13 protein-coding genes and 1 other annotated feature are annotated in these 14579 nt (G+C 31.1%); of the genes, 9 read left to right on the forward strand and 4 right to left on the reverse strand.

All coding sequences use genetic code 11. The features are described from left to right. Positions 1-327, reverse strand: a 327-nt coding sequence (locus M2651_RS08525; protein ID WP_252131927.1) for a DDE-type integrase/transposase/recombinase, incomplete at its 3' end; no start/stop codon positions are given. Positions 328-672: 345 nt separating this feature from the next. On the opposite strand from M2651_RS08525, the gene M2651_RS08530 reads away from it, so the two are divergent. The 5 genes from M2651_RS08530 to M2651_RS08550 all read left to right on the forward strand — a co-directional run bounded on the left by M2651_RS08530 (position 673) and on the right by M2651_RS08550 (position 5916). After that, complete coding sequence (locus tag M2651_RS08530) at positions 673-1974, forward strand: hypothetical protein (protein ID WP_252131928.1); 1302 nt, start codon at positions 673-675, stop codon at positions 1972-1974. A 19-nt stretch (positions 1975-1993) separates the two neighbouring features. Beyond that, positions 1994-2254, forward strand: coding sequence for an EscU/YscU/HrcU family type III secretion system export apparatus switch protein (locus M2651_RS08535; RefSeq protein ID WP_252131929.1), 261 nt, complete (start codon positions 1994-1996; stop codon positions 2252-2254). A gap of 14 nt (positions 2255-2268) precedes the next feature. Next, the gene (locus M2651_RS08540; RefSeq protein WP_252131930.1) at positions 2269-2955 is read left to right on the forward strand and encodes a metallophosphoesterase; all 687 of its coding nucleotides are present in this window, start codon (positions 2269-2271) and stop codon (positions 2953-2955) included. A 178-nt stretch (positions 2956-3133) separates the two neighbouring features. Beyond that, positions 3134-3418: an ArsR/SmtB family transcription factor gene (locus tag M2651_RS08545; RefSeq protein WP_252131931.1), complete on the forward strand. Its 285-nt coding sequence runs from the start codon at positions 3134-3136 to the stop codon at positions 3416-3418. Positions 3419-3432: 14 nt separating this feature from the next. After that, the gene (locus M2651_RS08550; RefSeq protein WP_252131932.1) at positions 3433-5916 is read left to right on the forward strand and encodes a CoA-disulfide reductase; all 2484 of its coding nucleotides are present in this window, start codon (positions 3433-3435) and stop codon (positions 5914-5916) included. 46 nt (positions 5917-5962) lie between these two features. Here the strand turns inward: M2651_RS08550 and M2651_RS08555 are convergent, their stop codons facing one another. Both M2651_RS08555 and M2651_RS08560 read right to left on the reverse strand, forming a co-directional pair. After that, complete coding sequence (locus M2651_RS08555; RefSeq protein WP_252131933.1) at positions 5963-6952, reverse strand: methyl-accepting chemotaxis protein; 990 nt, start codon at positions 6950-6952, stop codon at positions 5963-5965. 94 nt (positions 6953-7046) lie between these two features. Then, positions 7047-7904: a DUF2225 domain-containing protein gene (locus M2651_RS08560; RefSeq protein ID WP_252131934.1), complete on the reverse strand. Its 858-nt coding sequence runs from the start codon at positions 7902-7904 to the stop codon at positions 7047-7049. A 159-nt stretch (positions 7905-8063) separates the two neighbouring features. Here M2651_RS08560 and yjbM point away from each other — a divergent pair, with 159 nt between their 5' ends. After that, entirely contained in the window at positions 8064-8852 is a 789-nt protein-coding gene (gene yjbM, locus M2651_RS08565) for a GTP diphosphokinase (RefSeq protein WP_252131935.1), read from the forward strand. A gap of 22 nt (positions 8853-8874) precedes the next feature. Here yjbM and leuS read toward each other — a convergent pair whose 3' ends face one another. After that, a complete protein-coding gene (leuS, locus tag M2651_RS08570; RefSeq protein WP_252131936.1) occupies positions 8875-11310 on the reverse strand; it encodes a leucine--tRNA ligase in 2436 nt (811 codons plus the stop codon). Positions 11311-11356: 46 nt separating this feature from the next. Beyond that, positions 11357-11583: a binding site (T-box leader), on the reverse strand. 205 nt (positions 11584-11788) lie between these two features. Here leuS and M2651_RS08575 point away from each other — a divergent pair. From M2651_RS08575 to M2651_RS08585, 3 genes are all read left to right on the forward strand, one after another. Beyond that, on the forward strand, positions 11789-13039 hold the full coding sequence (locus M2651_RS08575; protein ID WP_252131937.1) for a hypothetical protein: 1251 nt from the start codon (positions 11789-11791) through the stop codon (positions 13037-13039). Positions 13040-13110: 71 nt separating this feature from the next. Then, complete coding sequence (locus M2651_RS08580; protein WP_252131938.1) at positions 13111-13836, forward strand: ABC transporter ATP-binding protein; 726 nt, start codon at positions 13111-13113, stop codon at positions 13834-13836. After that, positions 13823-14575 (forward strand): DUF2705 family protein, encoded by a 753-nt coding sequence (locus M2651_RS08585; protein ID WP_252131939.1) that lies wholly within the window; start codon positions 13823-13825, stop codon positions 14573-14575. Before M2651_RS08580 ends, M2651_RS08585 begins: the two co-directional genes overlap by 14 nt. Positions 14576-14579 lie beyond the last annotated feature (4 nt).

Genomic DNA, 14579 nt, shown 5'->3' on the forward strand with positions numbered 1-14579 from the left:
GCCTAAATCACTATGGAGTATAACAGTATTCTTTGGTTTTTGAGTTATGTAGGCATTTTCTACAGCCTTTATAGCTAGTTCTGTATCCATAGTCTTTGAAAAAGCATAGCCAATAATCTTCTTTGTATGAAGATGCAAAACTGAAGCAAGATAGCACCAACCATCTTTAATTGTGTAGATATAAGTTATATCAGTAACCCATTTTTCATTTATTTTAGTTGTTGAAAAATCTTTTTTGAAAACATTTCCTCTTTTCTCTAGTCTACTTTTTGAAGAGAGAGGTTTGAATTTTTTGATAAATATAGATTTTATATTTAGTTTTTTCATAATCCTTTGGATTCTCTTAAGACGTATAGCGTGTCTTCTTTCTTCTCGTAGTACTTAATGTATTTTGGGAGCAACATAATGACTTTTTCTATTTTTATAAATCTTAAGTATTTTTTCTTACCAATTCTTCTGTATAATACTTTTACCCTTTTGCAATTGTATACACTTTATTCTCTTATTATATTTTAAGGCATTCTACTTTTTGTGTCTACACTATATACTAACACCAATAAGCAAATTACAGTGCATTTTTTATAATAAATTTCTTCGCTTATTCTTATATTAAGTTTAAATCTTAATTATACGATAATTAAATAATAAAAGTTTAATCAGGGTGATATAAGTATGGCAGGTATAGGCAGTATTATAGGATCTTACAATATAAATCCTAAGAGAGTTTCAAGTAAGCTTTCTTTTGAAATTGGGCAGATTTTTCAGGCAAAAATAATTTCTGCAAGCGAATTTAATAAGGATATTGTACTGAGGCTTTCAGATGGATGGCAATTTCCTGCCAGTCTTCTAAAATCAATGGATTTTATACCTGAAGGCTTAATCAAATTTCAAGTAGAAGGGTTTAAAGATGGGAAGATTCAGCTTAGAATAGTAAATGATACAAAAGAGGATGTAAAGTCTAAGGACAGTTCCATAGAAGACCTAATTTTAGAAAACAATATAGAAGTCAGCAAAGATGATATTGATATATTGAAAAAGATGGTTAAACATAATATGCCTCTAACAAAAGAAAATATATCCAGAGTAAAAACTATACTTGATTTTAAACATAGGATAACGGTAGATATAAATGAAGAAGAAATTTTTATAGGTAAATATGTTAATAGCAAAGGGATAGATATAGATAGTACTAAGGGTAAGAAAATTGAAGAAGTACTAAAAGGATTTTTTAATGCATTAAAGAGTATTTCTACAGATGATATACTTACAATGCTTGAAAATAATATAGATTTAACTGAAGAAAATATTAAAAGTTTTGTTAAGGTATTCAAAGAAGATGCAACAATTTACAGGGAACTTAAAATAGCATCTAAAGACATCAGCTTAGAAAAAAGTATAGAACAAATGCTAGATAATAATGATGTAGAAGTTGTTATAAAGGAGCAGCTGAAAAATAAAACAGAGGAAATGAAAAATATTATAAAAAATCTTATGGAAATAGAAGGAGATTTAACACTGGAAACATATGATAAGGTTATTCAAAGTCTTAAAGAATTTTGTAATGATTTTAAGGTATTTAATTCTGTAAATAATAATTATTACTATTTAGATATACCTGTAAATATTAATAAAGATGAATATGAATGCAAGCTTTTAATAAAAGATAACAGAAAATCAGGAAAGAAGATTGATTCTAAAAATGTAAGTTTGGTTTTAAGTGTTAAAACAGTCAATATTGGGGTTGTAGATGCCTATATAAAAGTTAGAGAGCAGAATATGAACGTAGATATTAAATGTGATGAAGAATGGATTAAAATATTTAATTTAGGAAAATATAAATTGTTAAATGAACTTTCTATGCTAAAATATAATGTGTTTTTAAATATAGATAAAAGAGTAACAGAAGCTAATTTGGTAAATTGTAGTAATTTTTTTGAAGATAGTACTTTAAATAATATTAATATTAGAGTGTAACAATATTTATGGAGGCTTTATGAAAAATATTAAAAAAGCGGCTGCACTTAAATATGATAAAGGATATGAGGCACCTATTGTTACTGCAGCAGGTATGGGGTATATAGCTGATAAAATCATAGAAAAAGCAGAAGAAAATGATGTGCCTGTTGTGTATAATAAAGAGCTTGCGGAACTTTTATCTAATGTTGATGTAGGAGAATATATTCCTTCAGAGTTATATGAGGCTGTAGCTAAAATAATAGTTTACGTTATGGATGCAGATAAAAATAAAAAATAAAGGGAGAAGTTATTATGAGTCTTTATGCAATATCAGACTTACATTTAGCTTTGAGCATGGAAAAGCCAATGGATGTATTTGGAGAGCATTGGTATAAACATGATGAGAAAATAAAAAATAATTGGGTTAGTAAAATTAGAGAAGATGATACTGTTTTAATAGCAGGAGATATCTCCTGGTCTATGAAGATGGAAGAAGGTCTGAAAGAATTAGAGTGGATTCACAACCTCCCAGGAAGGAAGATTTTAATAAAAGGAAACCATGATTACTGGTGGCAGAGCATAACAAAGCTTAATAAGCTTTATGAAGATATGAATTTCATTCAAAATAATTATTACAGCTACGAGAATTATGCTATATGCGGTACTAGAGGATGGATATGTCCTGGTGGTGAAAATTTTATCAGTCATGATAAAAAAATATATGAAAGAGAGCAAATAAGATTGAAGCTTTCCTTAGATAGTGCAGTTAAAGCCGGTTATAATAAATTTATAGTTATGCTGCATTATCCTCCAACTAATGAGAAATTTATAGAAACAGAATTTATAAGAATTTTAAAGGATTATAATGTAGAGAAAGTAATTTATGGACATTTGCACGGACCTTCTTTAAATAAAGTTTTTACAGGAAAAATAGATGGCGTGGAATATATTTTAACTTCAGCAGATTATATTAATTTTAATCCTGTTAAAATTTTATAAAGTTGGACTTAGGTCCTCTTGACAAAATAATCACAATATCGTAATATATAGATATAGTGATTATATAAAAGTACAAATAAGTAAAATATAAGGAGAGAATAGTATATAGATAATTTTATGTAGGAGGCAAAATAATTGATAATTATTTTGTGCAGTATTAGGAATACAGGAGGGAGTCATGGAGAGCAACTACAAAAAGTATAACGAAGTCTCAGAACTTTTAAAAGTACTGGCACATCCAGTAAGGCTTTGTATAGTAAGAGGGCTTTTAAAAAAAGGAAATTGTAATGTTACCTATATGCAGGAATGTCTGGATATGCCTCAATCAACTGTTTCACAGCATCTTCAAAAGCTTCGTGCAGCAGGGATAATTGAGGGAGAAAGAAATGGTCTGGAGATAAACTACAAAGTTTGTGATGACAGAGTAGAAAGTTTAATTAAAGTTTTATTAGGTGAAGAATAGAGGAGGTTATTAAAATGGCAAAAAAAGTTGTTATAGTTGGTGGTGTTGCAGGTGGAGCTTCTGCTGCAGCAAGGCTTAGAAGACTAGATGAAAATGTAGAAATAATTATGTTTGAGAGAGATGAGTATATTTCTTTTGCAAACTGCGGTTTGCCATATTACATTGGAGAGACAATCAAAGATAGAAGTAAGCTTTTAGTACAAACTCCAGAAGCTATGAAATCTAGGTTTAATATTGATGTAAGAGTTAATAGTGAAGTAGTTAAAATTGATACAGATAAAAAAACTGTACAGGTTAACAGCAAGGAAAAGGGAACTTATGAAGAATCTTATGATTATTTAATTCTTTCACCTGGTGCTAAGGCTCTTAGACCAAATATAGAAGGAATAAATAATGAGAAAATTTTCACATTAAGAAACATCCCCGATACTGATAAAATAAAAGAATATGTTGATAGAAATGATACAAAATCTGCTGTAGTTATAGGAGGGGGTTATGTCGGTGTTGAGATGGCTGAGAACTTGATAGAAAGAGGACTTGAAGTTACTCTTGTTGAAGCTGCTCCACATATATTAACTCCATTCGATTCAGATATGGCAGTTTTGGCTGAAAAGGAACTTGTTGACCATGGAACAGAATTAATTTTAGGCGATGGAGTTAAGTCTTTCAGGGATGACTCAGGAAAAGTAGAAGTTACTTTAAACAGCGGCAGAAAGATTTTAACTGATATGGTTATACTTTCTATAGGTGTAGTTCCTGATACAGCTTTTATAAAGGAGGCAGGAATAAAAGTTGGACCAAAAGGTCATGTAATTGTTAATGAAAAAATGCAAACAAGTGCTAAGGATGTATATGCTGTAGGAGATGCAGTTGAAGTTGTTGACTTTATAACTAAACAGAAAACTGCTATTCCCCTTGCTGGACCTGCTAACAAGCAAGGAAGAATTGCTGCAGATAACATTGCAGGGTTAAATTCTACTTATAAAGGAACACAAGGTACAGCTGTAATCAAGGTGTTTGATTTAACAGCTGCAAGTACAGGAAATAATGAAAGAAATTTAAAGAGATTAAATATACCATATAAAGTTATTTTTGTTCATCCAAATTCTCATGCGTCCTATTATCCTGGTGCTACACAGATGACTATTAAGCTTATATTTAATGATGAAGGTAAAATCCTTGGAGCACAGGCAATTGGCTATGATGGAGTTGAAAAGAGAATAGATGTTATTGCTACAGTTATCAGATTAGGTGGAACAGTTTATGATTTAACTGAATTAGAACTTTGTTATGCACCACCATTTTCATCTGCTAAGGATCCAGTAAATATGGCAGGATATGTTGCACAAAACGTTCTTGAAGGAAAAATGCATCCAGCTAACTTTGATGAATTGGAAAACTTAAATAAGAATAATACTATACTTTTAGACGTAAGAACTGAAATGGAATATAATAATGGTCATATTGATGGAGCAGTTAATATTCCGGTAGATGAATTAAGAAACAGATTAGGTGAGCTTGATAAGAATAAGGAAATTCTTGAATACTGTCAAGTTGGTTTAAGAGGTTATATTGCAGATAGAATATTAACTCAAAATGGTTTTAAAGTGAAAAATTTAACTGGAGGGTACAAATCTTATTCTGCTCTTAACTTTAAGCCTGTAAAAATAGATAAAAAAAATAATGGAGATAAAGGTGGAAACTTGGTTATTGATACTGAAACACAAACTGTAAAAAAAGATGAGTGGCAAAAAGGTGCTTTTGATAGAAGTTTAGATGCCTGTGGACTTTGCTGCCCAGGACCTTTAATGCAGGTTAAAATGTGTGTTGATGATTTAAAAGAAGGCGAAATACTAAAAGTAACTGCTTCTGATCCAGGGTTTTATGAAGATATAAAGGCTTGGTGCAAAAGGACAAATAATGAATTATTAGATATAGAGAAAAAGGGTGGAACAATAACCGCTTTTATTAAAAAAAACTCTTTAAAAGCAATAAATATTAATAATCAAGCAATAGAAACAGCAGTTAAAGATAATAAAACTATTGTAGTTTTCAGCGGAGATTTAGATAAGGCTATAGCTTCCTTTATAATTGCTAATGGTGCTGCTTCTATGGGCAAAAAGGTAACAATGTTCTTTACATTCTGGGGATTAAATATTTTGAGAAAACATGAAAAGGTTAGTGTAGAAAAAGGTTTTATGGATAAGATGTTTGGTCTTATGATGCCAAGAGGAAGCAAGAAACTTAAGCTTTCAAAAATGAACATGATGGGTATGGGTGGAATGATGATAAGAAAGGTTATGAAGGATAAAAATGTTTCCTCCCTGGAAGAACTTATTCAAGCTGCCATAGATAACGGAATAGAAATAGTAGCTTGTCAAATGTCTATGGATGTTATGGGACTTAAAAAAGAAGAGCTTATTGATGGTGTAAAGATAGGCGGAGTTGGCTATTATTTAGGAGAAGCAGAAGAATCAAATATAAACTTATTTATTTAGTATAAAAAGGTAGCAGGCTTTAATCAGCCTGCTACCTTTTTATAGTTTATTTTGAATTAAGATTATCAATGGTATTTTTTAAATCATGAATGTTATTTTCAAATTGCTTAAAGTAAGGAGTCTGTGATTCTATAGTTGCTGCAATTTCTTGTGAAAGTGAAGAAGTAGCTTCTGCCACAGAGGATAACTCTTGAATTTTTGAAATCACAGTATTCTTTTTATCGGAAGTAGCTACAAGTGTTACAATACTATTATCAATTTCTGCTGCAGCTTCATCTATGGAATTCTTTATATTTAAGAAAATATCTTTAGTACTCTTTAAAGTTTCGTTTTGAGAGGCTAATGCAGTGCTACCTTTTTCCATAGCAGAGGAAGTATTCATTATATCTATTTTTATTTCTTCAAGTATTTTTGTTATATTTAAAACTGCCAGTTTTGAATTTTCAGCAAGTTTTCTAACTTCATCAGCTACTACAGAAAAACCTCTTCCAGCCTCACTAGCACGGGCAGCCTCAATTGCTGCATTAAGGGCAAGCAAGTTTGTTTGGCTTGCAATCTGGCTTATAGAATCAGTAATCATGTTAACAGATTCTATTTTTGATACTAAGTCATTTACAGTGGCAGAGGAGGTCTGAAAAGCAGATTGAAGTCCATTTAATGATGAATCTAAGCTTTCAATAGTGCTTAATCCTTGATCAGCCATGGAAGTAGTATCTAAAACCTTAATCTGAACATTAGTTATACCATATGCCATATTTTCCATATCTGTACTGAAATTTTTTAATATATTTAGTGCACTTGCAATTTCATCATTTTGTCTCATATTTTCAGAGGTAATTTTATTTATTGCTTCGTTTATATCATTATTTGATTTAATTATATTATTTGAAGTATCCAGTATTTTTACAACCTTGCTATTTAATTGTTCATACATTTCAGCTGGTTTATTTAATTCTGTTGTTTCTTGCATAGAATTAATATTTTGTTCTTCAGCTTTTGCTGCTGATTTAGATTTATTTTTAATAAAATTTAGCATTTAAAAGCTTCCCCCTTAAAGTTTATGATTTAACATTATATATTAATTTTCGGTTATTTAATGAAAATATTTAATTATATTAAAGAAAAAATTACTATTTAAAAAATTTAGAAAAAAAACCGGGCTTTTTATAATTATCTGAGGAAATTTCTGGACTTTCCAAGTTTTCAGTTTCTTCTTTTATTAAATCTCTTTGATCTCTAGCGATATTTTTTAATTTTTGAGGTACATTGGGGGTAGTTATAACTTTACTAAACCAAAGAAGAGCTTCATTTTGACTTCCTGTTCTTCTGTAAAGTTCCCCAATTAAATAGGTAGTTGTGAATTTATCCATACCGCAAATAGGAAAATCTTCATTCATGTAGGCATCATTGAAACCTTCTAGTGCTTGGTTTAAAAATAATAGTTCGTTTTTATCATCATTAAGTAATCTATACATCCAAGCTATTCTAAGACAATTTAAGGCTTTTTTGCTGGATTTTGAGCCTATGAGTACATTGTTTAGCAAAGCTAATTTGAATCTTTCAATGGCAATTTCAGCATCATAAACTTCAGGATAACGTCTGCCTTGCCATTTAGGAGAAATTTTTTGTTGAATAATTTCAATTTGAAAATCCCTTATTTTTTCAAAATCCTGTTTTAAAGCTGCATACCCACAGGCGTTACAAAGATAGACTTCATAAAAATAGGGGTTAATTGAGGTATATCTAATAAAGAAATCACTATCACTTTTTTGCCTTCTAATAGCAGAACTTTTTACGGCACGTGCATAAAATATATTTCCACATACAGGGCAGGTTAATTTTATATCGTAAAGGAGTTCTTTAGGATTGTCTTCTTTTTTATCTTTAGAGATTTTCTTAACTTCGTTTTCTTTTTCGTTAAAAAGTTTTATATTTTGAACATCATCAAATCCTAGTCCTTCTAATCCTGAGAATATATTATCATTCATAGCATCACCTTTAATTCAAACTTTCGCTTATAATATATTATAACAGATACAACTTAATTTTCCATTGGTTTAATAAAATTAACGCAAGTTAATTGTTGACAATATTTGTTTTATTGTTAATATTATAGATATAAAAAGTAAAGGTAAAGGATGAATGCAATGGCAATTAAGGAATGGAAAACTTTTTTAATACCTTATGAGCAGGCTGTAGAAGAACTTAAAATAAAGTTTAGAAGTATAAGGACTGAATATAGGAGAAAAAATGAATACTCTCCTATAGAGTTTGTTACTGGAAGAGTTAAAGAAATTTCAAGTATTTTAGAAAAAGCCAATAAGTTTAATATGCCTTTAGATAGAATAGAATATGAGATGGAAGACATTGCTGGTATAAGAGTTATGTGTCAATTTGTTGATGATGTTGAGCGTGTTGTTGAGTTAATAAGAAACAGAAAAGATATGCAGCTTATATATGAGAAGGATTATGTAACAAATTATAAGGAAAGCGGGTACAGAAGCTATCATGTAGTTATAAAGTATCCTGTGAACTTAGCAGAAGGGCAGAAAAATATTTTGGCAGAATTTCAGATAAGAACTTTAGCAATGAATTTCTGGGCTACTATTGAGCATTCTCTGAACTATAAATATAAGCACGAAATACCAGAATACATAAAGCAAAAACTTAAGCATGCTGCAGATGCTGCCTTTAAGCTTGACCAGTTAATGCTTGAAATTAAAGATGAAATTAAAGATGCTCAAAAGTTATTTGAAGTGAAATCAAGTTTGATTTCCAATATAATGAATAACATTTTGACTCTGTCTTCCATAGGCAAGGTGAATGAGTCAACAAGGTTTCAAATGCAGCTTAATAAGCTTATAGAAGAAGGAGAAGTTTATGATTTAAACAATCTTCTTCAAGCTACAGAAAAAACTTTAGATAAATACAAATAAAGGTATGCATCACAGCATACCTTTATTTTACAACAATATTTACAAGTCTTCCTTTAATTACTATAACTTTCACTACAGTTTTACCTTCAAGAGCTTTCTTTACATCATCATTATTAAGAGAAGCTTCTTTTATGCTTTCCTCATTTAAATCTGATGAAACATTGATTCTAGCTTTTATTTTACCATTAACCTGAATTGCTATTTCTACTTCATCTTTGATTAAAGCTGAAGCATCGAATTTAGGCCATTTTTCATTAAATACTGAATAGTTCATTCCTAAAAGCTCCCATTGCTCTTCTGCAAAGTGCGGCGCAAATGGAGCAAGTAACTTAATGAAATCTATAACAACTTCCTTTAAGAAAGTAGCATTTATATTTCCTTCATTTAAATACTTTGATAAGGCATTAGTAAGCTCCATCATTCTGGCTATTGCAGTATTGAACTGAAGTATTTCAGCGTCAGAAGTTACCCCTTTTATAGCAAAATGTCTCCAGTAGTTTAGTTCTTTTTCTGCTCTATCTATAGTATTTTTACTGCTTGAAGAATTGATTTCAGCTCTGGAGTTTTCAAAAATTCTTTCAACTCTATCTATAAATCTTGCAATAGACTTAATTCCATCATCGCTCCAGGCTCCGCCTTCTGTATATCCAAAACCAAACATCAGATACATTCTAAATACGTCAGAACCATATTCTTTGATATAGTCATCAGGAGTAATGGTATTTCCTTTAGATTTACTCATTTTTTGTCCGTCTGGACCAAGTATTAATCCTTGGTGTGTCAAGGATAAAAATGGTTCGTCAAAGTTTAAATATCCCATGTCTCTAAGTGCCTTAGTAACAAATCTGGCATATAGAAGATGCATGCAGGCATGTTCAGGTCCTCCTACATACTTATCCACAGGGAGTATTTTGTTAATTTTATCTGTATCAAAGGCTTCTTTATCATTTTTATTGTCTGCATATCTTAAGAAGTACCAGGATGAATCAACAAAAGTATCAAGAGTATCAGGGTCTCTTAAAGCTTTGTTACCGCATTTTGGACAGGTTGTATGCATAAATTCCTCTGATTTAGCAAGAGGAGACTTACCATCTGGAGCAAATTCAACATTATATGGAAGCTCTACAGGAAGGTTGTTTTCTGGTACAGGAACAACTCCGCAGTGTTCGCAGTGTATCATTGGAATTGGTGCTCCCCAGTATCTTTGTCTTGATACAAGCCAGTCTCTAAGTCTGTAATTTACTTTCTTTAAGCCAAGTCCTGCTTTCTCAAGCTTAGAAGTTATAGCCTCCTTAGCTTCTTCAGTTGTAAGTCCGTTGAATTCTTCACTGTTTATAAGCTTTCCGTATTCAGTATATGGAAGCTCAGTTCCTCCTTCAATAACTCTTTCAATTGGAAGATTATATTTAGTGGCAAAAGCAAAGTCTCTGTCATCATGAGCAGGAACTGCCATTACTGCTCCTGTTCCATAGGTAGCAAGCACATAATCAGCAACCCATATAGGAACTTTTTTACCGTTTATAGGATTTATAGCATAAGAACCAGTAAATACTCCTGTCTTTTCTCTAGTTAAAGATTGTCTTTCTATGTCTGATTGTTTTTTTGCATTTTCTTTGTATTCTTCAACAGCTGCTTTATATTCTTCTGTTGTAAGTTTATCAACAAGCTCATTTTCAGGTGCAAGTACTACATAAGTAACACCAAATAGAGTATCTACTCTTGTAGTAAATACATCAAAGCTTAAGTCAGAATTATCAACCTTGAAGGTAACTTCTGAACCAGTGGATCTGCCTATCCAGTGTCTTTGCATTGATTTTGTCTTCTCAGGCCAATCCAAAGTATCTAATTTTTCTAAAAGTTCATCAGCGTAATCTGTTATTTTTAAGAACCATTGAGTCAGATCTTTTTTAGTAACTTCTGTATCGCAGCGTTCACAGTGACCGTCAACTACCTGTTCGTTTGCAAGAACTGTGTTACAGCTAGGACACCAGTTTACAGGAGCTTTTTTTCTGTAAGCCAAGCCTTTTTCATACAGCTTTAAAAACACCCATTGTGTCCATTTATAGTAATCAGGAAGACAGGTAATAACTTCGTTTTCCCAGTTGAACATTGCTCCCATAGCTCTAAGCTGCTTTTCCATTGTATCTATATTTTTAAGAGTTGAGTCTTTAGGATGTATTCCTGTCTTTATAGCATAGTTTTCAGCAGGAAGACCAAAAGCATCAAAGCCCATTGGCTGAAATACGTTATAACCCTGCATTCTTTTCATTCTAGCCCAGGAATCTACCGGGCCGTAGTTAAACCAGTGTCCAGCATGAAGATTGCTTCCCGATGGGTAGGAAAACATTTCAAGAACATACAGTTTCTTATCTAAATTGTTCTCATCAAACTTATAAAGGTTTGTTTCTTCCCATTTTTGCTGCCACTTTTTATCAATATGTGTACCATAGTTAGCCATTATTTTTCCTCCTTGTTGCTTTAAAATAAAAAAACTTTCATCTCAAAAAAGAGACGAAAGATGTAAATTCGCGGTACCACTCTAATTAGACTTATGTATAAAAATAATATTTTTAACATAAATCTCACTCATTAAAGATAACGGATTAACCGTACCTGCTTTTCTGCAGATATGCTCCCAGGCGAGTTCACATTGTGCCAAACACTGTTTTGCACCAACCAACAGCTCTCTGAGTTTGAATTTAATGCTACTACTCCTGTTCAAAGCCTGATATTTGCTAATATTATATGCTAAGTTTTGGTTGTTGTCAATAATTATTAAAAGTAAAAGCTATGCTGCAGTTTTATTTTTGTATATATTAATGTGCAGAATTTAGATTTTATTAATAATTAATTTATGAAAATTAGAGATATTGACTATAGAATTAAAATATGGAAAGCTTTCCTAAAGAAGATTAAAGAAGGAGACGTGAATTAATATGAAGATGAGAAAAAACACAGCTATGATTATAAGCTTTGCAGTTGGTACTATGCTGTTTGCTACAACTGCTTTTGCTGAAGCTGTTTCAAAAAGCGGATATGATCAGTTTAAGGATTCTATAAAGTATTCAGCTGATGTTATTACAAGTACTAGCATGGTTTCAAGCTATACAGTAGACATTTCTTATGTGTTAAAGGATAATGGAAAGGAGGTTTCTTCGTCTAATTCCGTTAATAAATATGACTTAAAGAATAATTCCTGCATAAATACAACAACCACTACAGAAGGAAGTACTAAAACAGAGAGTGTTTTTTATAGAGACAAAAGCGGATATATAAACTACAATAGTAATGATGGTGTTTATCATGTAATAGAAAAGGATATGAGCAAGGAAGAAACTTGGCTTAAAAATCCATTTAAAGAAAAGGAAGCAGCAGACTTAGAAAAGATAGCAGATGCTCTTGTGGGAAGCCTTAAGGATTCTGTTGTAGTTTCTGAAAACAGTGATGGCAGTAAAATAATATCAGGTTCTTTAAGTGAAACACAAATTCCAAGTTTAATTAATGCAGTGGTTTCTTATCAATTCAAGAGCCGATATTCATGGTATGAAAATAATTCAAATAACAAGAGTGCTGTACCTCAAATTACTCAAGATGTGTTTGTTAAGGAAGTTAAAGGTAATGCGGTTGTAGATAAGAATGGTTTAATTCAAAGTGTTCTTGCTACTGGAGTGTTACATGGTAAAGATGATCAGGGTAAGGAACATGATTTAACTTTTGATTTTTTAAGTAAATTGTCTAATGTTAATTCGACTACGGTTAACAAACCAGATATTTCAGGTAAGAAAGTCCAAAAAAGTGCAGATTATGGTGAGTCTTACAAAAACACAAAACCTGAACTTTATGTTGGTACCTATAAAAATAATATAGTAATAGAAAAAGATGGAAAGTTTCAGAAGATTGGAGAAAGAATTGTAGATATTGAAAAAATAGATAAAAATACTGCATCAGGAAGATATCATGAAGAGTATTTGAAAGGCTATGAAGAGTATGCGGCAAGCGCAAAGGACTTTAAGTTTGAGGCTAAGTTTAAAGATTTTCCTTATAGTGCTGAATTTAATAAAGTAGGCTCTTCAGATAAAAGCACATCTGGTTATTTTGGATTAGTTCCTTACTCAGCTTGTATAAACTTTACCTTTATGCAAAGTTATGAAGTATATAATAGTGTATTTGACAGAGTTTTTAATTAATTTTGAGCTAATAGTGAGGGGGAGGTTAAAACCGCCCCTTGCTGAAACTATTAATGCATAAGGAGGCAGCAATGGAAAAGGTTATTGAAATAAAAAACTTAACAAAGCTATATAAAAACGGCAGAGGCATTAAAGATATAAATTTAGATATATACAAAGGGGATATTTTTGGTTTTTTAGGGCCTAATGGGGCAGGAAAAACTACTGCCATGAAAATTATGACCGGACTTATAAAACCAGACAGTGGTGAGGTAAAAATTAATGGTTATAGTGTTTTAGAAGACTATGAAAAGGCTATGCAGGATGTAGGTTGCATTATTGAAACAGCAGAGTCTTATCCTTTTTTAACAGCCTATGAAAATTTAAAGCAGTTTTCAAGGTATTATAAAAATATAGATGATAAAAGAATAGATGAAGTGTTAGAGATGACTTCCTTGATTAAATATAAAAATGAAAAGCCAAGAAAGTTTTCTCTTGGAATGAAGCAGCGTCTTGGAATTGCAGCAGCAATTTTGTCTAAACCTAAAGTAGTTATATTAGACGAGCCTTTAAATGGACTTGATGTTGAGGGAATGATTGATATGAGAAATATAATAAAAAATCTTGCTGAGAAAGAGGAGACAACTTTTTTCATATCAAGCCATCTAATTCACGATGTGGAGCTTACATGCAATAAAATCGGGGTTTTATATAATGGAAAAATGTTAAATGTGGATACTACTAAAAACATTTTGAAAAATTATGCTTCACTTGAAAACTATTTTGTCAGCGAGGTAGAAAGAAATGGAAGGATTTAAAACAGCTTTAATTAATGAAATTGAGAAATTATATAAAAAGAAAAAGCTCTTGGTAGCAGTAATTATATCTGTTATTTTTATCATAATGGGACAAGTTACGATACTAGGTGTCAGAAGTGGATTTGGAATTCGTGGAGCTTCCAGTATGGATTTTCCTATACTTGTGCTTTCTGTTATTGTTAATTCTATTTTACCTTTATTTACAGCACTTATTACAATTGACAGTTTTTCAGGAGAGTTTTCGCAAAATATAATGAAAATTGCACTTACAAGACCAATAACCAGGCTTAAGTTTTTCACAGCAAAATTAACAGCAATAATTATTTACATATTATTTAATTTATATTTTATAATGCTTCTTTCAGTACTTACAGGTTTTATGTTTAATTCAAATTCTTTTACTTTAAGAGGAATTTTCAATATAATAGTTTCTTATACTGTAACATTATTGCCAATGGTAATACTAGCTTTAGTTATTATAATACTAGCTAATTTAATTAAAAGCGGAACAGGTGTGTTTTTTGCAGCAGTGCTGGTTTTTATAGCTTTTAAGGTGCTTGAAGTAGTTTTATCTAAATATTCAGGCATATTTTTCACTTCAATGTTAGATTGGTATAAACTTTGGATTATGAATTCCTTACCAATTCTTAAGATTATTAGAAGGTTTATGATGATTTTGAGTTATGGTATAATATTTTTTACAGCAGGTTATTATTTCTTTGATAAAAAAGATTTTTAAGGTG

The organism is Clostridium caldaquaticum, assembly GCF_023806125.1.
Lineage (GTDB): Bacteria > Bacillota > Clostridia > Clostridiales > Clostridiaceae > Clostridium_AT > Clostridium_AT caldaquaticum.

Coding starts and splice junctions, on each gene's coding strand:
- M2651_RS08530 (WP_252131928.1), top strand. CDS start 673: ATGGCAGGTATAGGCAGTATTATAGGATCTTACAATATAAATCCTAAG.
- M2651_RS08535 (WP_252131929.1), top strand. CDS start 1,994: ATGAAAAATATTAAAAAAGCGGCTGCACTTAAATATGATAAAGGATAT.
- M2651_RS08540 (WP_252131930.1), top strand. CDS start 2,269: ATGAGTCTTTATGCAATATCAGACTTACATTTAGCTTTGAGCATGGAA.
- M2651_RS08545 (WP_252131931.1), top strand. CDS start 3,134: ATGGAGAGCAACTACAAAAAGTATAACGAAGTCTCAGAACTTTTAAAA.
- M2651_RS08550 (WP_252131932.1), top strand. CDS start 3,433: ATGGCAAAAAAAGTTGTTATAGTTGGTGGTGTTGCAGGTGGAGCTTCT.
- M2651_RS08555 (WP_252131933.1), bottom strand. CDS start 6,952: ATGCTAAATTTTATTAAAAATAAATCTAAATCAGCAGCAAAAGCTGAA.
- M2651_RS08560 (WP_252131934.1), bottom strand. CDS start 7,904: ATGAATGATAATATATTCTCAGGATTAGAAGGACTAGGATTTGATGAT.
- yjbM (WP_252131935.1), top strand. CDS start 8,064: ATGGCAATTAAGGAATGGAAAACTTTTTTAATACCTTATGAGCAGGCT.
- leuS (WP_252131936.1), bottom strand. CDS start 11,310: ATGGCTAACTATGGTACACATATTGATAAAAAGTGGCAGCAAAAATGG.
- M2651_RS08575 (WP_252131937.1), top strand. CDS start 11,789: ATGAAGATGAGAAAAAACACAGCTATGATTATAAGCTTTGCAGTTGGT.
- M2651_RS08580 (WP_252131938.1), top strand. CDS start 13,111: ATGGAAAAGGTTATTGAAATAAAAAACTTAACAAAGCTATATAAAAAC.
- M2651_RS08585 (WP_252131939.1), top strand. CDS start 13,823: ATGGAAGGATTTAAAACAGCTTTAATTAATGAAATTGAGAAATTATAT.